The sequence below is a fragment of the Bradyrhizobium sp. Bra64 genome (assembly GCF_024519875.1).
In the GTDB taxonomy this organism is placed as follows: Bacteria; Pseudomonadota; Alphaproteobacteria; order Rhizobiales; family Xanthobacteraceae; genus Bradyrhizobium; species Bradyrhizobium japonicum_G.
In genome coordinates this window covers 1-22,482 of sequence record NZ_JALJRD010000006.1, presented here as the reverse complement: position 1 = coordinate 22,482, position 22,482 = coordinate 1, and the positions used below count along the sequence as shown (strand labels likewise).

Genomic DNA, 22,482 nt, shown 5'->3' with positions numbered 1-22,482 from the left:
GCGTTCCGCGGCACCCGCCTCTGGGTCACCGCTCGTCCGCTGCGAGCCGCATTTTCTTAAATTCAGGCTAAGGCGTTCTTCGTCCCCGAGAACGGCTTTGCCTGTTGCCTTCCTGGCGCTCGAAAGCACCGACTTTCGTTGCAATCCGTATGCCGGAACTGCAAGCAAAATTGAGACAGTCTTCCTGTCCTAACCATCACCTTGCCAAATTTTTGTCTATCACACAAGCGCGCGAAAGTCCCGATTCCCGATATGTCAATCAATCGCTTTCCGAAAGTTGCGCGGCCCCGGTTTTGAAGCAAACGCGCCCTGATCCGGCCCTGCCGACGCCGGAATCCCGAATGAAGCTTCGGATCAGCCCTCGAAAGGCGCGCCACGCCGCAAGAAGCGAAAGAGCGCGAGAGCTTCGGGGGCCTGACAGGAGCGTGTCGACCATGAAGTTTTTCACAGGATGTGTGGCCGCTGCCACGCTGGTGCTGGCTGCGACCGTGGCTCAGGCGCAAGTTCTTGCGCAAGTTCCGGCGAACGGTATCGGAAGCGGGGCCGCCATCGCGGTCTCGGATTTCGACGGACCCTATGGGCCGCCGGACGCCGCGCCGCCCCCGCCGCCGCGTTACGGCTACGGCTATGGCTACGGAGAACGCGGCCCGGCCCCGGTACTGCTGCCGTCGGCGGAGGTCTACGCGGTGCTGCGCGAAAACGGCTTCTTGCCGCTCGGCATCCCGCGCCTGCGCGGCAGCGTCTACACCATCGCGGTGATCGACCGCCGCGGTGACGACGGCCGGCTGGTCATCGACGCCCGCGACGGGAGAATCTTGCGCTTCATGCCGGCCAGGGACGCCTATGGCATGGCGCCCGGCTACGATGAGCCCGCGGTCGCACCCTACCGCCCGCAAAGCGCGCTGCCGCCACCGACCATGGTCCGCAGCGGCCCGCCGCGCCCGCCGGCCTCGATTCCGCACGTTGCTAGCCGCACCGTGCCGCTGCCCAGGGCCGCCCCGCCGCGCGGCGAAGCCCCGCTCGCCGCCGCCAAGCCGGCCGAGCCTGCGACGGTGCAGGCCCAGCCTGCGCAACAGACCGCGGCTGCCGTGCAGCCCAAGCCGGCCGAGGCCCCGCCGCAAACCATCGCTCCAACCGTCGGGCAGGCGAAGCCCGCGCCAACGATCCTGCCGACGCAGGAGATGCCGGCCGCACAAGGGTTGGATTAGCGCGCGGTCGCAACAAAAAAGCGCCCGAGAGCCTCGGGCGCTTTTGCGACACAGCGACGGTGTCTCAGCTCCGGCCATACCCCGCGGCTTCCAGGATCAGATTCGCGACCTCCTTCGGATGCGACACCAGCGAGAGGTGGCCGGCATCGAGCTCGATCGTGGTTGCGTTCATGCGCTTGGCGAGGAAGCGTTCGAAATCGGGATTGATGGTGTCGTCGTTCTTCGACACCGCGTACCAGCTCGGCTTCGAATGCCATGCCGCCTCGGTGGTGCGACCGGCGAAGATCGAGGCGGCCGTCGGCCATTGCACCGCGTAGAGCTCCTTGGCCTGCTCCGGCTTCACGCCATTGGCGAAGTATTTCAGGAAGGCGTCTTCCGACAGCTTGGTGTAGCCGTCGTGCTCGACGATGCCGGCGCGCACCGGGCCGGTCGGGAATTGCTTCGACAGCGCGACGAAATCCTCGTTGGCATCGGGCGCGCGGGCGGCGACATAAACGAGGCCGGTGACCTTCGGATCGGTGCCGACCTGGCTGATCACCGTGCCGCCCCAGGAATGCGCGACCAGCACGGTCGGTCCGTCCTGCTCGGCGAGCGCGCGCTTGGTTGCGTCAACGGAGTCCGCCAGCGACGACAGCGGATTTTGCACGGCAGTCACGTGCAGGCCTGCGGCCTGGAGGATCGGGATCACCTCCGACCAGCTCGAGCCGTCGGCCCAGGCGCCGTGCACCAGCACGACGTTCCTGGCCTTCACCGTCTGCGGGGTCTGCGCGTGAGCAAGGCTGAGGGGGGCCGCCAAAAGGCTCGCGGCGACGAAAAAGCTGCGCCAGAAAGTCATGATCGTTCTCCGTCTTGTTTTGGGTGCGATATCCAAAGGACGAGGCGCGGGCGTTGGTGTTACGCCATTTCACCGCTCTGTGATGCGGCCCAACGGTCCAGTACGGCAGTTCAGCAATCGGTGACGTCCTGGCGACGGCAAAGACCATCATCTCTGGGAAGGTATGGCAGATCCGTCGTTCGGTATTCCTTCCGCGCACGATTGATCGATCTCGCGGCAGGATTTCTTGGCTTCGCCGGGACGAGAAGAGCCAAGCAAAAAAAACGCCCCGGGGCACCGGGGCGTTTTCGCAACTCGGAAGTGGCGCGCGTGATTTTAGGCCGCGGCTTGCGTGGCCGAGTTCTCGATCACCTGCGCCTTGGGCGCGCCGACGTTGATCGCGATCTGGCGCGGCTTCTTGGCCTCGGGAATCTCGCGAACGAGGTCGACGTGAAGCAGGCCGTTCTCGAGCGAGGCGTCCTTCACCTGCACGAAGTCGGCGAGCTGGAAGGCGCGTTCGAAGGCACGCGCGGCGATGCCGCGGTAGAGCACTTCGGCCTTGCTGTTCTCGTTGGCGACCTTCTCGCCTTTGATCGTCAGCGTGTTTTCCTTCGCGACGAGGGAGAGCTCGTCCTTGGCGAAGCCCGAGACCGCAACGGTGATGCGGTAGGTGTTCTCGCCGGTGCGCTCGATGTTGTAGGGGGGATAACCGGGGCTGCCGTCCGAACCGGCCTGGTCGAGCAGGTTGAAGAGGCGGTCGAAGCCGACGGTGGAACGATAGAACGGGGTCAGATCGTAGGTACGCATGGTCAAGTCCTCCATTGAGCGACTGTTGAGTAACCCGCCCGCCAATCGGGCCGGGCTTTAGTCTGTGTGCAGCCTGATGTTCCGGTTCCGAAACACTGGTAGCGGCCTGCACCATGGTGATATGGGTTCAGGGGAACGGCGTTCAAGAGGGCGGCAAGCAGCGCCTTTTCGGCGCTCCCGCCCCTTGATCTGCAGCACTTGGCGCCCAAGCCCTTCCAATCATGACGCTGGTCTCGATTCCGTCCAATCCAGTTCCCGAAGACGTCGTCAGCGGCACCATCAAGACTCCCGATGGCGTCGAGCTGCGCTTTGCGCGCTGGGCACCGCCCGCGAACCGCAAGGGCACGGTCTGTGTCTTCACCGGACGCAGCGAGCAGATCGAGAAATATTTCGAGACCGTGCGCGATCTGCGCGACCGCGGCTTTGCGGTGGCGATGATCGACTGGCGCGGGCAGGGCCACTCCTCGCGCCGCCTGCGCGATCCGCGCAAGGGCTATGTGCGTGACTTCGCCGATTTCGAAATCGACGTCGAGACCTTCGTGCAGCAGGTGGTGCTGCCGGATTGTCCGCCGCCCTTCTTCGCGCTCGCCCATTCCATGGGCGGCACGGTGATGCTGCGGGTGGCGCATGCCGGCAAGCGCTGGTTCGACCGCATGGTGCTGTCGGCGCCGATGATCGACCTGCCCGGCCGCACCACGTCGTTTCCGGCGCGGGCGCTGCTGAAGACGATGCGCCTGCTGGGGCAGGGCGGCCGTTATGTCCCCGGCGGCAGCGACCGCATCACCGGGCTCGATCCCTTCATCAACAATCCCCTCACCAGCGATCCCGTGCGCTATGCGCGCAATGCCGCGATCCTGGAGGAGGATCCGACGCTCGGGCTGGCGTCACCGACGGTCGCCTGGGCCGATACCGCCTTCCGTGCCATGCACACCTTCAAGGGCAAGAACTACCCCTCGGAGATCCGCCAGCCGATTCTGATGCTGGCGGCCTCCAGCGACACCGTGGTCTCGACCGCCGCGATCGAGGAGTTCGCGTATCATTTGCGGGCCGGCTCCCATCTCGTGATCGCCGGCGCCAAGCACGAGATCCTGCAGGAGCAGGATCGCTACCGCTCGCAATTCTGGGCCGCCTTCGACGCCTTCGTGCCGGGCACGCCGCTGTTCAAGTGAGGCGGCGGCGAAGGTGAGCTCCCTCGCCCCGTTTTGACGGGGAGAGGTGTGGCGGCAGCTCACAGCGTCTTCAGATACTCGATCAGATCGTAGCGCTCGGCATCATCCTTGAACATGCGGCCGATCACGCCGGGACGTTTGTCCTCGCCCGGCTTGCGCTCGAAGGAATGACCGAGCACGCTGTTGCCCTGGACCGGATCCTTCTCCGACCCCGCGGAGAACTCCGTTTCACCCGTCTTGCATTGCTCGCCTGCGGTGACCGCAAAGCCGACGGTCACGGGATCATAGTCGCGGTGGCCCATGCAGAACTTCGTCGGGCGCTCGCTTGCAGGCTTCAGCAGCCAGTAGAGCGACGGCACCGAACCGTTGTGCAGATAAGGCGCGGTGGCCCAGACGCCGTTCAGCGGCCGGGCGCGATAGCGCGGCCCGGGCGCCGGATTGAGGCAGTTCTTGCGCGCGAGATTCCACAATTTCGCCCGCTCGGCTTCCGGAGTCTTCTCGTCGTCCATCCACTTGCGGGCAACGAGGTCCACCACTGTCATGAGACCGAGCGCATACACCATCTCGGTCGGCGAACTCGCCGTCGGGATGTCGCATTGCCACCAGGTCTTGAGGTCGGCCGTATTCACCTTCAGGAAGCCGGGCATATCGACGATCCTGTTGCTGAGCACGAGCGACTGTTCGGGATCCGTCTTGATCTCGTCGAGGGGAATCGTCACCGCGTTCAGGACCTTGCCGTCGCCGTTCGACTCCCAATGTCCGGAGGACCAGAAAGCCGGGGTGTCGACGGCCGGCAGATGGCATCCGGAACACATCTCGGCGTAGATCTTGCGGCCGTTGTCGACCTTCTTCTGATCGAGCTTCCATTTGTCGTCGAGGATCTGCGACGGCCATTTCGGCGCCAGCAGGCCGCCGAACTTCGGACCTGTGGACGGATCGGCCGGCTTGAACGGATCGGGGCCTCTCAGCAGGTCCTCGATCCAGCCGAGTGTCCTGATGTTGACCGAGGACCGCCAGAGCCTGTCCTCCGGATAGGCGTCCGACAGGTTGAGCAGCGCGGTGACGCCGAGGGCTTCGCCGGCATTGCGGATCAGCGGCTGCTCGATCGAGGCGTCGTACTGGGCGAACTTGAACCACGGCACGGTCCAGATCGGGGGGTAGCTGACCGGTGCGTCCTGGGCATGCAGGTTCTTCTCGAATCCCTTGATCCCGCTCAGCGCCAGATCCTGCGAGAACACCTGGTTGCCGATGCGGTTGAGGGCATCGAGGCGGCCGAACCCTTCCTCGGTATCCTTCTGCTGCTTGCCGTCCCAGGTCTTCTTGCCTTCAATCGTCTTTTCCTGGGTTTTCACCCAGTCGATCAGGAAGCTGCCGATCGCGCCAAGCTTCTGCTTGAGTGCGTCGCGGTCCGTCTTGCTGGCTTCGGGGCCGAGCACGCGATCGGCAAAGCGCTGGAAGCGGAACGGGACATAGAGCGTGTAGGCGATCGACAGGCCGGTCGAGATCTCGAGCTTCTTCAGATCGGTCATGGCCGGGCCGCCGTCGAAGCGCACGTCCACGCCCTTGTAGTGGATCTGGCCGGTATGGCAGGCCGCGCAGGTCAGCCCGATCTTGTCCTGCTCGCGACGGCCCGTCGCAGGATCGACGACACCGGTCATCCGTGCAAAGCCGACCGGCAGGCCGTCGACGTTCTCCGCAGGCGTCCACCGGGTCGACCAGTCCGGCACCTGCGTCGTCTCGTAGACATTGGCGTAACCGAAGCGGCGCAGCGTTGTCGCGTCGGTCTGGATCGATTGCGGGCTCGGAATGAAGCCGAAGCTCTCCAGATAGGCGCTGTCCCTCATCATGCCCGGTTGCGAGAACAGGCGAAGGCGCGGCTGCTCCAGTGCCATGAACCAGTCATAGGGCACCGGGAAGGTCGCGGTTCCCTGGCTGGCATGATGGAACCAGTGCCGGTCCTTCAGCGACCAGTTCTGCTCGAGCCAGTAGGCTGCATTCGTCTCCGGGACCGCGGGCAAGGGCGGCGGCAGAAGATTCACGAGGATGCCCTTCTGCGGCAGCATGGCGCGGACCTGGTTGGGGAATTCGGCGACCGCAACCAGGATGACGAGACCGATGGCGATCAGCAGTGCCGCAAGCTTGAGGGCGCCGCGCACGGTGCGCTGGCAGGCCGACGGCACCGGCTGCGACAGCAGCCGCTGGTCGATGCGCCCGGGGAATTTGCGTTCGTTGAACAGAGTGCGCACGTCGGCGACGCTGAGATAGCGGTCCTCACCCTCGCCCTTGCCGATGATCTTCAGCAGGATCGGCCATTCGAATTTCATCAGCAGGGGATAGTACCAGCGCACCGCGCTGCCGGCGCGCTTGAGGTTGTCGCGCATGAAGACGGCGATTTCCGATGCGTTGAGACCGAGTTCGGAGCCGCCGCCGTTCGGATCCGGGTAATTCCGGCCGAAGCTTGCAAACCGCGCGATCTCGTCCTCATCGACCTTGCCGTCGACACCGAGGATGCGCGAGCCGGCACCGCGTTTGTCGAGCGGGCCGCCGCGCAGCGCGTCGAGCTGCGCGCCCGAAAACAGACTCTTCAGGATGTGACCTAGACCGTTGGCGATGAGCGCCACGCCGTAGACCTGGAAGCGTGCGAATGCCTTCATCGGCCCGGTCTCGCCGCTCGCATCCGCGATTGTCTGCGCCAACGTGCCGAGCGGGACAGTCCCGCCGTCGACGAAGCCTTCGCCGACGAGGCCACGCAGGAATGGACAGGGATTGTTCGGCGAGACCTGGATCGGGGGGTCGAAGGGGGGCTTCGAAGCGGAATCGTGCATGGCCCAAATCCTGAAAACGGCGAATCGTCAAAAACGGACGCGCCGATCAAGCGCGGAAAGTCCTAACAAACCGGCAGCACATATACTACTTCCGCGTGTGGCGAAGTGTGGCCGAATTCACTGTCGTGTCAATAAAGCCGGATGGGAAATTGCCGCTTGGCCGCGGCTTGCCCTCAGGACTCGGCGGCGCGCTTGAGGTCGCTCTGGACCAGGGTCAGCTTGCTGAGCGGCACGCCCGCTTTCAGAAGTCCCTCGCGGTACTGGGCAAGGTCCTCGGAACGCTTCCAGTGGAAATTGCGCAAGTGACGATCGACATTCAGGGTCGGGTAGTTGCCCATGAGCACGCGGGTTGCCTCGAAGGCTTCGCTGTCCCGCCCCATTTGCGCTAGCGCCGCAGCGCGGATCGCCAGCGCCTGCAAATGGTTCGGGTTGACGTAGAGCTGTTCGCGCGCCCACGACAGCGTCGCGTCGTATTGCCCCAGCAGGTAGTGGCTGAAGGCGTTCAGCGCGGCCCATTGGTAGCGCGGATCGCTGTTGTCGCGCTGCGCGGCCATCGAGAACAGCTCGATCGCCTCGCGGTGCTCGCCGATGACGAAATGGCAGATGCCCAGCACGCCGCGCGCGCCATTGTCGTAGGGGTTGAGCGCGACCGCGCGCTTGGCCGCATCCATCGCGGCCTCGTAGTGCCCTTCCAGCGCGTGGGACCAGGACAGGATCGAGAACGCAAAGGACGAGCGCGGGTCGAGCCGGACGCTGGTCTCGGCGAGGTTCATCGCCTCGGCCCACATCTCGCGCGTGCCCTTGACCCAGCCGAACTGGATGCTCTGGATCTGGATCGTGGCGAGATAGGCGTGCGCGATCGACAGCTTTGGATCGAGCCTGATGGCTTCCCGGAACAGGTCGACGGCGGTCGCCAAATCTTCCTTGGTCTGCCGATAGTAGTGCGACAGTCCCTTGAGGAAGCGGTCCCACGCGGTGACGTCGGTCGAGAGCCGCGCCGGCGCCGAGGCCTCGGCCCGGACGATCTCGGTGGCGATCGCGGCGCACAGGTTGGTGGTGATCTCGTCCTGCATCGCGAAGAAGTCGCCGATGTCGCGGTCGTAACGGCCGGTCCAGAGCTGCTCGCCGGTCTCCGGCGCGATCAGCTCGGCGGTGACGCGGATTTTTGCTCCGGCGCGCCGCACTGACCCCTGGATCAGATAGGTGGCGTCGATCTCGCGCGCGATCAGCCGGGTGCTGGTGTTCTTGCCTTTGAAGGCGAAGGTCGAGTTGCGGCTCAGCACGCGATAGAAGGATTGCAGCGCCAGCGCGTGGATCAGATCCTCGGTGAGGCCGTCGGAGAAATATTCGTCCTGGGCGTCGCTGAGATTGGCGAAGGGCAGCACGCCGACGATCGCGGTCCGGTACTGCTGCGCGAGATTGGATGCCTCCTTCAGCTCGGGCGCAAGCGCCGGTGCGCCCTCGTGCGTCCAGGTCCAGACGCCGATCGGATCTCTGATGTTCTTGAAGCGGTGGTTGCCGGCATCGACCAGCGGCACGTTGAGATGCTTGCTCGCTTCCTCGTAGGCCTTGGCCGAAATCGCGAAGCCGCCGGGGCTCGCGACCGATTCGAGGCGGACGGCAATGTTGACATCGTCACCGAACACCTCGTCCTCATCGGCGATGACGTCGCCCATGTGGATGCCGAGCCGGAACTGCATGGCGCGCTCGCTGGGCAGATGGTGGTTGCGCTCCGCCATCAGCATCTGCATCGCGATCGCCGCCTCGGTGGCGCCGACGATGCTCGGGAACTCCAGCAGGAAGCCGTCGCCGGTGTTTTTGACGACGCGGCCGCCGTGATTGAGGATGATGGGGTGGATCGCGCTGCGATGGGCCTTGAAGGCGGCATGGGTGCCGGCCTCGTCGCTGCCCATCATGCGCGAATAGCCGGCGACATCGGCGCAGACAATGGCGGCCAGACGTCTTTCCATCTTCCGGGGCTCCAAGGCGACTTGGTAAGGGACCTGGGACCGGCCACGGCGTGGCAGTCGCCTCGAATCCCGCATTTCAAGCACCCTGCCTTTATAGAGCAGATGAGCCCGAGAGAAAGTATGATCCGCATTGCAAATTCGAGGTAAATTCTCCGCAATCCCGGCGGTGGACGGCCGCCGGCGAACCGATTAAGCCGGCCCCGAGGACGACGGTTCGGCCACGGAGGCATCTCGTACATGCTGGGCATTCACGAAATCTGGCTCTTCGTCCTGTCGGGCGTGCTGCTCAACATCACGCCGGGGCCGGATACGGTCTACGTGATCGGCCGCAGCATGCAGATGGGGTGGCGAGGCGGCGCCGCCGCTGCACTCGGCATCAGCTGCGGCTGCTTTTTCCACGTCGCGGGCGCCGCGATCGGTCTTTCGGCCCTGCTGATGGCTTCGTCGACCGCGTTCTCGATCCTGAAGCTCGCCGGCGCGGCCTATCTCGTCGTGACGGGACTTCAGATGCTGTGGTCGCGGCCGGCGCTGGCGACGGCCATCGAGCAGCCCGGGCGGAGCTCACTGCGGCAGGTCTTCCTCCAGGGCGTATTCACCAACGCGCTCAATCCCAAGGTCGCGCTGTTCTTCCTGGCCTTCCTGCCGCAATTCGTCGCAGCCGATTCACCGCACAAGCCGCTCGCCTTCCTTACGCTCGGCCTGATCTTCATCTGCACGGGCACGCTGTGGTGCCTGGTGCTGGCCGCGTTCGCGGCCAAGGCCGCGCACCGCTTGCGGAGCTCCGAAGGCGCGATCGCCTGGGTCAACCGCGCGCTTGGCGGCCTCTTCGTCTATCTCGGCATCCGCGTCGCCATGCTGGAGGCGCGGTAGCCTTCTCAGGCGAATTCCTTCGCCAGCGCGCTGCCGGCGAGATAGAGGCCCAGCAAAATCATCGCGATCAGGAACCAGCGGCGAAACGCTTCCGCCGGCATCCGCGCCCGCACCGACTGGCCGATGAACATGCCGGCAAAGGCGCAGGCCATGCCCACCGCGCCCGGCACCGCGTTGGCGGGCGTCAGCAATCCGCCGGCGGTGAGGCTGAAGGCGAGCGCCAGGGTCGCCGTCGTGAAGAACACGCCGAGCGCCTGCACCAGCTCGTCCTTCTCCATGCCGATCGCCTGCATGAACGGCATCGAGGGGATCACTTGCACGCCGGTCGAGGCCGAGATCACGCCGGTGATCACACCGACCACGCCGCCGACCCATTTCTCGTTTTGCGGCGCGACGCGGAACTGGAATTTGTTCAGGCCGATCACGGCGTAGATGACGAGCAGGGCGCCGAGCACGATCGTGCCGTAGCGCGCATGCGGGCCGGTCAGCGCGCCGGCATTGAGCCAGCATCCGACCACGGTCCCGATCATCAGCGGCCACAGCCGCCTCAGGATGTCCCGCAAATACGGGCCGACGAAGGTCTGCCAGACGTTGGTGACGATGGCGGGCACGATGACGATGGCAATCGCGCGGCTGGGCGCCATGCTCACCGCGAGCAGGCCCATGGACACCGTCGGCAGGCCGAGCCCGACCACGCCCTTGACGAATCCGGCGATCAGGAAGACGGCGGCGATGAGTATGAGAAGCGGGTCGATCATGTCCGCACATTGACCGAAGGCGCGCGCCGGCACAATCTGGAGGTTACGGAGAGAGCCTTCGTCAAGAACGAAGGCAGAGGAGACCTGCCATGCGCTTCGACCTCATCGATCTCCAGCTGTTCATCGCGGTCGCCGACCAGCGCAGCATCACCCGCGGCGCCGAGCGGTCGCATCTGGCGCTGGCCTCGGCCAGCGCGCGCATCAAGGGCCTCGAGGACGCGCTCGGCGTTGCGCTGCTCAAGCGCGGGCGTCGCGGCGTGGAGTTGACCGCGGCCGGCGAGAGCCTGCTCGATCACGCCCGCCTCGTCATCCACCAGATCGACGCCATGCGCGGCGATCTCGCCGGATTTTCCAGTGGCGTACGCGCCAGCGTGCATTTCCTCGCCAACACCTCGGGCCTGTCGGAGCATCTGCCGAAAGCGCTGGCCGGCTTCCTGCGCGAGCATCGCGACGTCGCCATCGACATCGAGGAGCGCGAGAGCACCGACATCGCGGCCGCGATTACCGCGGGCGCCGCCGATCTCGGCTTCGCCGCCGAGCATGCGCTGCCCGACCATATCGAGCGCTTCGTCTTCAGCGAGGATCGCCTGACGCTGGTGACATCCAGGCGCGGTCCGTTCGCCGGCCGCCGCCAGATCGATTTCCAGGAGGCAGGCGCCTGCGAGTTCGTCGGGCTGACCAGCGCCACCGCGCTTCAGGTGCATATTTCCAAGCATGCCGCCCGTCTCGGCATGCGGCCGCATTTCCGTGCGCGGCTGCGCGACTTCGACGCGATCTGCCAACTGGTCTCTGCCGATGTCGGCGTAGCCCTGGTGCCCGAAGCCGCCGCCCGCCGCTGCGCCAAGCTGATGCCGCTCGCCATGGTCCGCCTGCGCGATGGCTGGGCCAACCGCAGGCTCGTGATCTGCGCGCGGAGCTTCAAGGCGCTGCCGCGGCCGGCGAAGATGCTGGTGGAGCATTTGCGGGCGGAGGCGGTGTGAGGGGGCGCGATGTGCTTACACATGGGCTGTCCGCTCCCTCTCCCGCAGGCGGGAGAGGTTTAGAACCAGCTACTTCGCCGTCTCGACCCCGGCGTCCTTGATCACCTTCGCCCATTTCTTCGTCTCGTCCGCGATGAAGCTTTGAAAATGCTCCGGCTCGTCGCCGACCAGCGTCGCGCCTTGCGCGGCGAGCTTTTCCTTCACCGCCGGATCCGCCATCGCTTTCGTCGCCAGGCCATGCAGCGCGGTGACGATCTCTTTGGGCGTGCCCTTCGGCGCGACCATGCCGTACCAGTTCTCGATGCGAAGGTCCGCAAAGCCCGCTTCCGCGGTAGTGGGCACCTCGGGCGCGGTCGGCGAGCGCTCGGCAGAGCCGACCGCGATCGGGCGCAGGGCGCCCGCCTTGATCTGCGGCAGCAGCACCGGAAGATCGAGGAACGTCATCTGCACCTGCTGTCCCAGCAGATCGTTCACGGCGGGAGCAGCGCCGCGATAGGGCACGTGAACGATGTCGATCTTGGCCGTCAGCTTGAACAATTCACCGGCCAGATGCGGCAGGCTGCCGGGGCCCGAGGAAGCGAAGTTGAGCTTTCCGGGCTGCGCCTTGGCAAGCGCGATCAATTCGCCGATGTCTTTCGCGGGCACGTTGGTGGCGACGACGAGCATTTCCGGCACGGTCGCAACCAGCGTCACCGGCGTGAGGTCATTCAGCGTGTCGTAGGCGACCCTCTCCATGCTCGGGCTGATGGCGAGCGCACCGGCGCTGGAGATCGCGATGGTGTAGCCGTCGGGCGCGGCTTTCGAGACCGCATCGGTGCCGAGCACGCCGCCCTGGCCGCCGCGATTGTCGATCAGCACCGGCTGTCCTGAAAGTTCCGACATGCGCTGGCCGATCACCCGCGCGATGATGTCGTTGGGGCCGCCGGCCGGGAACGGCACGATCAGCTTGATCGGCTTGGCCGGGAAATTCTGGGCGGAGACGAGGGTGGGAAATAGAAGCAGGCTTGCGAGTAAGAGCTTACGCCAGTTCTTCATACCGGTTTCCCTTTGTCGCCTATCCGTTGAGCAGCTTCAGTGCTTCTTCGTGAACCCTGGCGTCGCCGGCCGCGATGATGCGGCCGCCGCCCTGGGCCGGCTTGCCTTCCCAGGTGGTGACGACGCCGCCGGCACCGGTCACGATCGGGATCAGGGCTGCGATGTCGTAGGGCTTCAGCTCGGTCTCGACAACGAGATCGACGTGACCGGCGGCCAGCATGCAGTAGGAGTAGCAATCGCCGCCATAGCGCGACAGCCGCGCGCCTTTCTCGATGCGGCCGAAGATGGCGCGGTCGCGCTCGTTCATCAGCAGCGGGCTGGTCGTGTAGGTCGTCGCCTCGCTGAGCGATGCGCAGCGGCGGACCTGGAGCCGGCGCTCGCCGGAGGGGCCTTTGTAGTTGGCCGAGCCGTTGTCGCCGTAGAAGCGTTCGCCGATGAAGGGCTGGTGCATCATGCCGAACACCGGCGTGCCCTTGTGCAGCAACGCGATCAGCGTGCCCCAGATCGGAAACCCGCCGATGAAGGATTTCGTGCCGTCGATGGGGTCGAGCACCCAGACATAGTCGGCATCCTCGCGCTCGTTGCCGAATTCCTCGCCGACGATGCCGTGCTGGGGGAAGCTGGCCTTGATCAGCCGCCGCATCACCGCCTCCGCGGCGCGGTCGGCCTCCGTCACGGGGTCGAAATCCTTGGTCTTGCTCTTGTCGTCGATCGACAGCGAGGTGCGGAAGAACGGCAGGATGGTTTCGCCGGAGGCGGTGGCGAGCCGTCCGATGAAGGCGGAGAAGTCGATCACCGTCACGGCGTATCCTCAAAGCGAAAGTCGGGTGAAGTTTTCATCTCCGTAGCTCAATTCGCCCCGCGCGTGCAGCGCTGTCTTGGTTTGCACCCTGGTATTTTGGATGCCGAGATCCTGCCTTCTCCGAGCCATATGCTGGCCAAATATCGATCATTGAGTTGAATGCTTAGTTCCGAGTATGCCTTGTTCGTATGCAAATGACTATCAACCCATTGAATTTCCTTATCAAAGAAACTGAATCTGGGTTTCTCTATAAGCAACTGAGCTATGTCCGTTTTGCATGGGAAACGGCTCAAAAGCCCTTGCACTTTGTGCGGCGCGGCCGCATATTGTTGCGGTGCGGTAGCGCTCTGCGTTACCGCTGCCCTCCTTGGGCGTTTCCTCCCTAGACTTGGGCCGCTTCTTCATCAGAAGCGGCCCTTTTTTCTTGTCCCGTGTTTTCGTTTTCACGTGCGCTCGGATGCGAAGCGAAAGCGTGCTCGCGCCAATCGCTTCCGACAGATCGTCCGAAGAAAAATGTCCGCCTATTCCGCCGCGGCCTGGAACGGGCCGAGATCGCCGAACGGGATCGTGGTCGCCAGCACGTCGGCAAGCACGCCGAAGTCGCTTGCGACTTGCGCAAAGCGCGGACCGCGCTCCCGCCGCCGTTCGTCCATGTAGATCGCGCGGTTGAGCTCGAGCTGCACGGCGTGCAGCCCGCTCGCGGGGTTGCCGTAATGCTCGGTGATGAAGCCGCCGGCGTAGGGCTTGTTGCGGCCGATCGAATAGCCGAGCCCGGTCATGGTCTCCTCGACCCTGTCAGGCAGAAGCGGCGTGCAGCTCGTGCCGTAGCGGTCGCCGATCACGACGTCGGGCCGCCGCGGCTCGTCCCTGCTGACGCCGACCGAGGGCATCGAGTGGCAGTCGACCAGCACCACGGTGCCGAACATCTGGTGCACCCTGTTGATCAGCCGGCGCAGCGCGCGGTGATAGGGCTTGTAGAGCGTCTCGATGCGCGCCAGCGCGTCGTCGACCAGGATGCGGTCGCGATAGATCTCCTGGCCGTCGCCGACCACGCGCGGGATGGTGCCGAGGCCGCCGGCGACCCGCATCGAGCGGGTATTGGCAAAGCTCGGCAGGCGCCCGGTGAACATGCGCGGATCGAGCTCATAGGGCTCGCGGTTGACGTCGACATAGGAGCGCGGAAAGTTGACCCGCACGGTCGGGAAGCCGCGCTCGCTCAAATGGCCGATCAGCTCGTCCATGAAGGAATCTTCGGACCGCCGCAGCGTCGGCAGGTCGATCCTGGAGGCGCTGAGGAATTCGTCCGGATAGGTCGAGCCGGAATGGGGCGAGTTGAAGATGACCGGCGCGCGCCATTGCGCGGGCTCCACGATCTCGAAGGCTGGCGACGTCTCGCCGTCAAACCGGGTCATCTTCTAAGGCTTCGTCCCTTATTCTCAGGCTTCGTCCCATTACGCCACAAGATCCGGCGCCGCACGATCCGGCATGGGCTCGGATCGAATGATTCGGCCGGTCGAGCGGCTCTTATGTGTCGTCATTGTCCGGAATCGCAACCAGTCTGCCAAGCGAAAAGATGTGATCTGCGCTGGAACATGTCTTAACCGTGCGGGCAGGGAGGCGGGGATGCGCCCGCGCGGCTCGATTGCTTCGTGCCGCATTCGGGTTCAGAAGGGATCGGCAGTGCTGCCGGCCGAGGGTAAAGATTTTCACCCCAAATTTACCCTCCGTCGGGCTTAGTGACCTCTGCTGATATCCTCTGGGGATTCGACGTTTCCGCCATGCCAAAAATCCTGCTCGCCGAAGACGACAACGACATGCGCCGTTTCCTGGTCAAGGCGCTGGAAAACGCCGGTTTTCAGGTCTCGTCCCACGACAACGGCATGGCCGCCTACCAGCGCCTGCGGGAAGAGCCGTTCGAGATGCTGCTGACCGACATCGTGATGCCGGAGATGGACGGCATCGAGCTCGCCCGCCGGGCCTCGGAACTCGATCCCGACATCAAGATCATGTTCATCACCGGCTTCGCCGCGGTCGCCCTGAACTCGGATTCGGACGCCCCCAAGAACGCCAAGGTGCTGTCCAAGCCCGTGCATTTGCGCGAATTGGTCAGCGAAGTGAACAAGATGCTGGCGGCCTAAATCGGCCCCGTTCCGTCCTTGCGCCGGGTCCCCTGAGCCGTTATAGGGACCCCACCGATGAAATGACCTCTAGGGCACGTAGCTCAGCGGGAGAGCACTACCTTGACATGGTAGGGGTCACAGGTTCGATCCCTGTCGTGCCCACCATCCTTCGCTCGCGAAGCGAGAGAAGGATGCCGCGCCGAAGCCCAACGGGCGCAGGCGGGCCTGTATCCGCGAGCTACGGCTAGGCAGGCCATGCGCTTCGCTCGCCAAGCGAGAGAAGGATGCCGCGCTTGAAGCCCAACGGGCGCAGGCGGGCCTGTATCCGCTTGGCGCTGCGAGTTGCGTCCGAATTTTCCTCCGCAAGATGCTCACGCTGCCCGCACCTTCCGACGAGATGCGGGCGGACTGTTTGCGATGATTCTTCGTCCCCGTCTCACGTCAGCGGCAGCAGATGGTCCGGGATCGGCACTGGTGCTGCCGGCACGAGCGAGGCGACCGAGACGTGCGGCCAGGTCAGGCCGAAGAAATCCAGCATGACCTTCTGCGAATACTGGATCTGTGTCGTCGCCACCCTGACGTGGCCTCCCTTGAAGCCCTTGTTGGGTACGAACGGAATCGCGGCGACGAAGCTCGGAACCAGCGGCACATTGCTCTTCTGGCGGGGTTGCAGGATCAGCGGCGGCGTTCCCGGCGGCAGGTGCGGCACGTCGATGTCGTAAATGACCGTCTCGATCCAGAACACCGCGTCCATCTGGAAAGCGTTGGCGTTCGTGCCGTTGCCCCCGGGCGGCGGAACGGGCAAGCCCTGAAGGAACGCGATGTTCGAGGTGCCGCCGGCGAAGCTTGGCGCTGTGGGATGAGGTCCGGCCGAGGCGACGGCCGGCAATGGTCCGCCGGACAGCGGCGAGCCGGGCTTGGTCGAAGTCTCGATGATGATTGTCTGGGTGATGGTCTGATGCGCGATCTGGTTGCGCAGCACCGTGTTCGGATCGGTGATCATGGCCTGGGTGAGCTTGCCGGAGGCCATCAGCGCGGTCAGATCCTGCGGCAGCCTGCGGGTCGTCTTGTTGGTCGCGGTCTGGTTCTGGAACGGGATCTTGTTGCCGGGATTGCCGCCGACGAACGGCGTGATGTCGATCGCCGCGATGGTCGGCTTGCCCGCGACCGGAGGCAGGGCCGTGCCTTGCGCGACGATGGTCGTGCCGTGCGGAATGGACGCCATGCGCGCGACCGTGAAGGGTTCTTGCGGATGCGTGGTGGCCGGCACCGCCAGCCAGATGCCGGGTTCGAAGTGAATGCCGACGGGCGTCCCGGTGGTGATGTCGTTGATGGTCTGGAGATACGGCACGCCGTTCAGGAATGCGTCTGCCTGCTGGTTCGAGCCGCGATTGGGGATCGAGCCGAGGTTGTTCGAGAAGGACATCGTCTCGTCGGTGAGATTCAGCTCCAGCACGTTGTCGTCCGGGTCGGTCGTGTTGATCGGCCCCGGCATCGGCGTCGGCGTGATCTTGCTGTCGGGCCGGAAGATCGTGTTGAAGCCTTGTCCCGTGAACGTGCCCGTGAAGGCCGACAGCGGGCCGAGGATGGGCGGCAGCGTGATCGGCGGAGGCGCTGCCCGTGCGGCAGCCGCCGCGGCGGGGTGTGCGGCTTCCCTGAACACGTTGTCGACCTGGTGGATGGAGAAGTTCGCGGTCTTGTTGAATGCACTGGTGAGCGGCTTCGGTTCGTCCATGGTCGGTCTCCATGCTGCATTGTCGATGCCGGCATTGCCCCGGGCCGGCCGTCCGGGCAGATTGGTCTCTCGCGTCAGGCGATCCGGTTCGGCAGGGCGTCACGGATCGTTCACGCGCGCTCATGCGTGCGTGTTCATCCGTGGGATTCGAGCGGCCTGACGTCGCCGGGCTTGGTGATATGCTGAACGTAACGGCGTGAATTGATCGTGATTTTCAGCTTGCGGTTCTGGCAAGCGTGAGGTCGAGCAACAGGCGAGCACCGGGAATCGAGCGAAGCGTTGCCTCCTTCAACTCCGTGTTCGAGAATGGGATCATCGAAAATGCACTATGGCGCGTCTGCCTTGCGCCCTTGAATATGTCATACCCTTGTACAACCTTAAGGTGGGCGCAAGTGTGTTCCATTTCACAGGGCGAAAGAGTCGCAGCAACGCGAAACGAGCGAGGCTGCCCATGAACGTTTCCGTCATCGAGCAAGCAAGGATTCAAGCGATCTGCACCGCCGATTTCGCGACCGCGGAGGGGTTTGGTTCCGACGTCAAGCTCACGCGGACGCAGGCCATCATGCAAGGTGCCGATCATTGCGATTTCCGCTATCGGCGCGATGCGGGTGAATCATGGTGAAGGGAATGCGAATGATGCGGGCGAGCTGTCTTGCCATGGCGATGCTGGCGCTGATTGCGTCACGCGCGGATGCAGCGATGATCGACTGGCAGGCCGAGCTCCAGCGCTGCCGCACGCTGCGCGAAAACGTGGCGCCGCTGCTTCAGGCCGGCGAGGGGATCTCCGCCGTCGGCCGCTCCAACAGATCCGTCCGCCGCTGCATCTGGATCCAGCGCATGGCGATGCGCAAGAAGATCCCCGGCGCGGAGGCGTGGTAGCGCGGCGGGCAAGGCAGCGCACCTACCCGACCAGATACTTTTTCACCGCCGCCTCGTCCCACGCAATGCCATTCCCCGGCTCCTCGCTCGGCAGCGCAAAACCGTCCTTGATGGTCAGCCGCGTCGAAAGCACTGCGTCGGCCCAGTCGACATATTCCAGCCAATGCGCGGTCGGCGTCACGCAGAGCAAATGCGCGCTGACCTCCGAGAACAGATGCGTCGACATCTCGATGCCGGCGGCGTGCGCCAGCGCGGCGGCGCGCAGCCAGCCGGTGACGCCGCCGATGCGCTGAACGTCCGGCATCACGTAGTCGCAGGCCTCCGCCGCCAGAGCCGATTGCATTGAAAACGCGCTGTCGAAATTCTCGCCGATCTGGACCGGTGTGCGCAGCGCATCCGCAATGCGGGCGCAGCCGTCGTAGTCGTCGTGGCGGATCGGCTCCTCGATCCAGGTCAGGCCCTCGTCGTCGAGCATCTCGCCGCGGCGGATCGCTTCGGTCACCGTCAGCGCCTGGTTGTAGTCGCACATCAGCGTGACCTGGTCGCCGACGGCTTTGCGCACCGCGCGCACCACGGCGAGATCCTCGCGTGCATCAGGCCGGCCGACGCGGATCTTCGCGGCCTGAAAGCCTTCGGCCAGCAGCTTGTGGGCTTCGTCCACCGCGGCGCCCGCCGGCATGATCCCGAGCCCCTTCGAATTATAGGCCCTGACCGGTTTCGGGGCGCCGCCGAGCAGCCGCGCCAGCGGCAGGCCGCGGGCGCGGGCGAGCGCGTCCCACGCCGCCATGTCGATGCCGGATTGCGCCAGCCGCTGCAGCCCGGCGAGGCCGAGCAGGGTGAAGCGCTGGGTCAGCTTGCGCTCGATCTCGAACGGCAGCAGTTCGTCGCCTGCAAGCAGCTCCGACATTTCCGTGACCATGGCGGTCAGCGGCTTCAGGGCCGACGGCGTGATCGAGAACAGATAGGCATGCCCCACGGCGCCCTGGTCGGTCTCGCAATCGATCAGCACCAGCGGCGCCTTGGCCACCGCGCCGGTGGAGGTTTTGAGCGGCAGGTTCATTGGCACGATCACGGGGCGCGCCTGGAAGCGAGTGATGCGGATGGTCTCGGCCATTTGGAGGATCTCCCGGCGGAGTGGATGCAGGTTCGTGCCGATCTTAAACATCTGTGGTGAAACGAAAAGTCGCTTGCGGCGACCACCATAAAATGGGGTTGCGCCGGCCTGCAATTATTGGCTCTGTGCCGCGGCCTGCCTTGCCGCAAATCCCGGGGTTTGCGACAAGATCGCACACAACGGAGCCACAGCGTGAAACAAGAAATCTCCGAAGAACAGCGCAAGAGCGGTATCCTGACGGGAGCCGTGATCGCCTTCCTCCTGCTCGCTTTGCCGCTGGCGGTGTGGCTGGACCTGACCGAGCTCAGCAAGACCGCGCTGCGCCGGCAGGCGATCGACCTGAATTCGGTCATCACGAGCGTGCGCAGCTATTACGCGACCAACGTCGTCGGGCGCGTGCTCGCCAACCCGAACGGCACCACCAAAGTGGTTCACAACTACGAATCCGTCCCCGGCGCGATCCCGATCCCGGCGACTCTGTCGCTCGAGCTTGGCCGGGTGATCGGCGCGCAGCAGGAGAACATCACCTACCGCTTCGTCTCGGACTTCCCGTTCCAGAACCGCGCCCCGCACCAGCTCGACAAGTTCGAGAAGGACGCGCTCGATGCGCTTCGCAAGGATCCCGAGCAGAAGATCGTCGAGACCGAGACCTCGCTCTTCAACGACAAGGTCCGCCTGATCGCGCCCGTCACGATGGGCCCCGCCTGCGTCAGCTGCCACAACAGCCATCCCGAGAGCCCGAAGAAGGACTGGAAGGTCGGGGACGTCAGGGGCATCCAGGAGGTGATCATCGCGCAGCCGATCGCCGCCAACATCTTCTCGTTCAAGTTCCTGCTGGCCTATCTCCTGATCGCGGCGGGCAGCGGCCTGTCGTTCCTCTCGCTCCAGCGCCGTCAGGCGAGCCGCATCAAGGGCATGAACAAGGAGCTCGAATCCGCCAACGATTTTCTCGCCGCGCTGTCGATGAAGATCTCGCGCTACATTCCGCCGCAGGTCTACAAGAGCATCTTCAGCGGCCAGAAGGACGTCACCATCCACACCGAGCGCAAGAAGCTCACCATCTTCTTCTCGGACATCCAGAACTTCACCGCGACCGCGGAGCGGCTCCAGCCCGAATTGCTGACCCAACTCCTCAACGAATATTTCACCGAGATGTCGGCGATCGCCCACGAATATGGCGGCACCATCGACAAGTTCATCGGCGATGCCATGCTGATCTTCTTCGGCGACCCCGAGACCAGGGGCGACCGTGCCGACGCGCAGGCCTGCCTGCAGATGGCCTGGCGCATGCAGCATCGCCTCACCGAACTCAACGCGAAATGGCGTGCGTCCGGCATCGAGCTGCCGTTCAAGGCCCGCATCGGCATCAATTCCGGCTATTGCAATGTCGGCAATTTCGGCAGCAGCGACCGCATGGACTACACTATCATCGGTGCCGAGGCGAACCTCGCCGCCCGCCTGCAATCGATCGCCGAGCCCGGCGGCATCGTGCTGAGCTACGAGACCTTTGCGCTGGTCAGCGACATCGTCCGAGCCCACGCACTGCCTGCGATCACGATGAAGGGCATCAGCCGCGAAATCATCCCCTATTCGGTCGACGCGCTGAACGACGCGGCCGCGGAGAGCAGCGGCATCATCACCGAGCGTGCGCCGGGGCTGGAGCTCTATCTCGATCCCGCAGTGGTCAAGTCCGGCGACGCGGCGCGGGTGCGCTCGCTGCTGGAGAACGCGCTGGCCTCGCTCAAGCCGGCATGAGGGCACTCTTTCTTACCTTCCCCTGCCCCTTGCGGGGGGCGGGGGAGAGGGGTGGCCCAGCAGTCTATCCAAATCAACTCATCGCGCCGCGCCTTCGGTGAAGGCGGTCTCGATCACTTCGCCGAACGGCTGCCAGGACCTGCCGTCGAACTGGACGAGCCGCATCTGCCTGATCGGAAGGTAGTTGTTCGGCGAGGTGTTCATCCTGATTTTGGGCAACGCAACCGAGGGCTGCTGGTCCCTGAGCGAGGCCGCCTGACGCATGATGTTATCGCGCGACAGGTCATCGCCGCATTGCTTCAGCACTTGCGTCAGCGTCTCGGCCGCGGCGTAGCCATAGACCGCAGCGCTGTTGTTGGTGCTCTCGACATGATGGTACTTGTCCATGAAGGCGAACCAGTCCTTCATGGCGGGATCGTCTTTCCAGGCGGGATCGCTCGGATCCTTCAGGAAGGCCGCCGAGATCACGCCGGAGGAATTCTCCAGGCCCGCGGGCGCCATCGCATTGGCGATCGAGGCGGAGGCATCGTTGACGATGAAGACCGGGCGCCATTTCAGTGACGCCGCCAGCTTGATCACCTTGGACGCCGTCGACGGCACGCCGAGAAAGACGAAGACGTCGGCGCCGGCGCGCTTGAGGATAGAGATATGCCCTTCGAGATGCTCGTCGGCGATGTCGAAGGCGATGTCGACGAGGACGAGACGGTTCAGGTCGCCGAGGCCTTCCTGGATGCCCCTGTAGACCATGCGCCCGAACTGGTCGTTCTGCCAGAGCACCACGATCTTCTTCCCGGGATAATAGGCCTGGAGATAGTTGGCGTAGATGCGCCCCTCCGAGCGGAACGACGGCTGCCAGCCCATGGTCCAGGGAAACGCCTTGGCCTGGCTCAGTTCCTCGTCGCCGGAGGCGACGAAAAGCTGCGGAATCTTCCTCTCGTTCAGATACGAGCGCGCGGCGAGATTGCCGGGCGTGCCGAACGAGCCGAACATCAAATGCACGTCGTCCTTCTCGACCAGGTTGCGCGTCAGCTCCAGCGCCGTCGTCGGGTCGGAATTGTCGTCGCGCGTGACGAAGCGGATCTTGCGGCCGTTGATGCCGCCGCGCGCGTTGACCATGTCGAAATAGGCAGCTTCCGCCTGGCCGATGGCGCCGAACTCCGACAGCGGACCCGAATACGGCATGACATTGCCGATACGGATTTCTTTGTCGGCGGTAGGTTGATCGGCGCGCTCCTGGGACATCGCCCCGAGCGATGCCAGGGCAACCATCGAAACGAACAGCATCCTGCCGGAGACGCGCATGCGCGATACCTTGACGTTGGCCCCTCATCGAGGTCGGCTCAATCCGCACCAAGGCCGCTTGATCTAGGTCAAGCGTTTGTCAATCGTGTGGCCTCGTGGCACGGTTCGATGCGACGGATGGCAGCCCGGACAAAAGCGGCAGGCGTGCTGACGCGCGGACGATCGAGAGAGTGTGCCGCGTGGTACCCCTCTCCCTGACCCTGCCCCGCTTGCGCAGGGCTATCGCATATGAAGAAAGGCGTGGCGGGCAGCTTGCCTGCGGCCCATCCTTCGAGACGCCCGCCTACGGGCGGGCCCTCAGGATGAGGTCGCGTTTTGCGGTGAGATATCAGACCCTCA

The 22,482-nt window shown here is 64.6% G+C and carries 18 protein-coding genes, 1 tRNA gene and 1 pseudogene; 9 read left to right on the top strand and 11 right to left on the bottom strand.

The window, feature by feature from the left end; all coding sequences use genetic code 11:
* The first annotated feature begins 434 nt into the window (after positions 1–434).
* Complete coding sequence (locus NR187_RS18860; protein WP_211381320.1) at positions 435–1,208, top strand: hypothetical protein; 774 nt, start codon at positions 435–437, stop codon at positions 1,206–1,208.
* Positions 1,209–1,272: 64 nt separating this feature from the next.
* On the opposite strand, the gene NR187_RS18855 is transcribed toward NR187_RS18860, so the two are convergent.
* Positions 1,273–2,043, bottom strand: a complete 771-nt coding sequence (locus NR187_RS18855) for an alpha/beta fold hydrolase (RefSeq protein ID WP_211381321.1) — start codon at positions 2,041–2,043, stop codon at positions 1,273–1,275.
* Between the two features lie 315 nt (positions 2,044–2,358).
* Positions 2,359–2,829 carry an Hsp20 family protein gene (locus NR187_RS18850; RefSeq protein ID WP_211381322.1) on the bottom strand — a complete coding sequence of 157 codons (471 nt, stop codon included), beginning with the start codon at positions 2,827–2,829 and terminating at the stop codon, positions 2,359–2,361.
* Between the two features lie 221 nt (positions 2,830–3,050).
* On the opposite strand from NR187_RS18850, the gene NR187_RS18845 reads away from it, so the two are divergent.
* A complete protein-coding gene (locus tag NR187_RS18845) occupies positions 3,051–3,998 on the top strand; it encodes an alpha/beta fold hydrolase (RefSeq protein WP_211381323.1) in 948 nt (315 codons plus the stop codon).
* Positions 3,999–4,057: 59 nt separating this feature from the next.
* Here NR187_RS18845 and NR187_RS18840 read toward each other — a convergent pair whose 3' ends face one another.
* Together NR187_RS18840 and NR187_RS18835 are read right to left on the bottom strand one after the other, a co-directional pair.
* Entirely contained in the window at positions 4,058–6,823 is a 2,766-nt protein-coding gene (locus NR187_RS18840) for a di-heme-cytochrome C peroxidase (RefSeq protein ID WP_211381324.1), read from the bottom strand.
* Positions 6,824–6,996: 173 nt separating this feature from the next.
* Entirely contained in the window at positions 6,997–8,793 is a 1,797-nt protein-coding gene (locus NR187_RS18835) for an adenylate/guanylate cyclase domain-containing protein (RefSeq protein ID WP_211381325.1), read from the bottom strand.
* 237 nt (positions 8,794–9,030) lie between these two features.
* On the opposite strand from NR187_RS18835, the gene NR187_RS18830 reads away from it, so the two are divergent.
* Positions 9,031–9,663, top strand: a complete 633-nt coding sequence (locus tag NR187_RS18830; RefSeq protein ID WP_211381326.1) for a LysE family translocator — start codon at positions 9,031–9,033, stop codon at positions 9,661–9,663.
* 5 nt (positions 9,664–9,668) lie between these two features.
* Here the strand turns inward: NR187_RS18830 and NR187_RS18825 are convergent, their stop codons facing one another.
* Positions 9,669–10,421 (bottom strand): sulfite exporter TauE/SafE family protein, encoded by a 753-nt coding sequence (locus NR187_RS18825; RefSeq protein WP_211381327.1) that lies wholly within the window; start codon positions 10,419–10,421, stop codon positions 9,669–9,671.
* 89 nt (positions 10,422–10,510) lie between these two features.
* Here NR187_RS18825 and NR187_RS18820 point away from each other — a divergent pair, with 89 nt between their 5' ends.
* Positions 10,511–11,401, top strand: a complete 891-nt coding sequence (locus NR187_RS18820; RefSeq protein ID WP_211381328.1) for a LysR substrate-binding domain-containing protein — start codon at positions 10,511–10,513, stop codon at positions 11,399–11,401.
* A 69-nt stretch (positions 11,402–11,470) separates the two neighbouring features.
* Here the strand turns inward: NR187_RS18820 and NR187_RS18815 are convergent, their stop codons facing one another.
* The 3 genes from NR187_RS18815 to NR187_RS18805 form a co-directional block, all read right to left on the bottom strand.
* Complete coding sequence (locus tag NR187_RS18815; RefSeq protein WP_211381329.1) at positions 11,471–12,436, bottom strand: tripartite tricarboxylate transporter substrate binding protein; 966 nt, start codon at positions 12,434–12,436, stop codon at positions 11,471–11,473.
* A gap of 19 nt (positions 12,437–12,455) precedes the next feature.
* Positions 12,456–13,238, bottom strand: coding sequence for a histidinol-phosphatase (gene hisN / locus NR187_RS18810; RefSeq protein ID WP_211381330.1), 783 nt, complete (start codon positions 13,236–13,238; stop codon positions 12,456–12,458).
* Between the two features lie 521 nt (positions 13,239–13,759).
* Positions 13,760–14,650, bottom strand: a complete 891-nt coding sequence (locus NR187_RS18805) for an N-formylglutamate amidohydrolase (protein WP_211381331.1) — start codon at positions 14,648–14,650, stop codon at positions 13,760–13,762.
* 366 nt (positions 14,651–15,016) lie between these two features.
* On the opposite strand from NR187_RS18805, the gene cpdR reads away from it, so the two are divergent.
* Both cpdR and NR187_RS18795 read left to right on the top strand, forming a co-directional pair.
* Positions 15,017–15,376, top strand: a complete 360-nt coding sequence (cpdR, locus tag NR187_RS18800) for a cell cycle two-component system response regulator CpdR (protein WP_007597092.1) — start codon at positions 15,017–15,019, stop codon at positions 15,374–15,376.
* A gap of 72 nt (positions 15,377–15,448) precedes the next feature.
* Positions 15,449–15,523: transfer RNA gene (locus NR187_RS18795), tRNA-Val, on the top strand.
* A 271-nt stretch (positions 15,524–15,794) separates the two neighbouring features.
* Here the strand turns inward: NR187_RS18795 and NR187_RS18790 are convergent.
* Positions 15,795–17,093 (bottom strand): heme-binding protein, encoded by a 1,299-nt coding sequence (locus NR187_RS18790; RefSeq protein WP_211381332.1) that lies wholly within the window; start codon positions 17,091–17,093, stop codon positions 15,795–15,797.
* Between the two features lie 490 nt (positions 17,094–17,583).
* On the opposite strand from NR187_RS18790, the pseudogene NR187_RS18785 reads away from it, so the two are divergent.
* Both NR187_RS18785 and NR187_RS18780 read left to right on the top strand, forming a co-directional pair.
* Positions 17,584–17,715: pseudogene (locus tag NR187_RS18785) on the top strand (L-2-amino-thiazoline-4-carboxylic acid hydrolase); the annotation flags it as partial.
* Positions 17,716–17,726: 11 nt separating this feature from the next.
* A complete protein-coding gene (locus NR187_RS18780; protein ID WP_211382386.1) occupies positions 17,727–17,972 on the top strand; it encodes a hypothetical protein in 246 nt (81 codons plus the stop codon).
* A gap of 22 nt (positions 17,973–17,994) precedes the next feature.
* On the opposite strand, the gene NR187_RS18775 is transcribed toward NR187_RS18780, so the two are convergent.
* Positions 17,995–19,086 (bottom strand): enolase C-terminal domain-like protein, encoded by a 1,092-nt coding sequence (locus tag NR187_RS18775; RefSeq protein WP_211381333.1) that lies wholly within the window; start codon positions 19,084–19,086, stop codon positions 17,995–17,997.
* A 192-nt stretch (positions 19,087–19,278) separates the two neighbouring features.
* Between NR187_RS18775 and NR187_RS18770 the strand changes: the two genes are divergently transcribed.
* Positions 19,279–20,841, top strand: coding sequence for an adenylate/guanylate cyclase domain-containing protein (locus NR187_RS18770; protein ID WP_211381334.1), 1,563 nt, complete (start codon positions 19,279–19,281; stop codon positions 20,839–20,841).
* Positions 20,842–20,919: 78 nt separating this feature from the next.
* Here NR187_RS18770 and NR187_RS18765 read toward each other — a convergent pair whose 3' ends face one another.
* Positions 20,920–22,143, bottom strand: coding sequence for an ABC transporter substrate-binding protein (locus tag NR187_RS18765; protein ID WP_211381335.1), 1,224 nt, complete (start codon positions 22,141–22,143; stop codon positions 20,920–20,922).
* Positions 22,144–22,482: the final 339 nt, after the last annotated feature.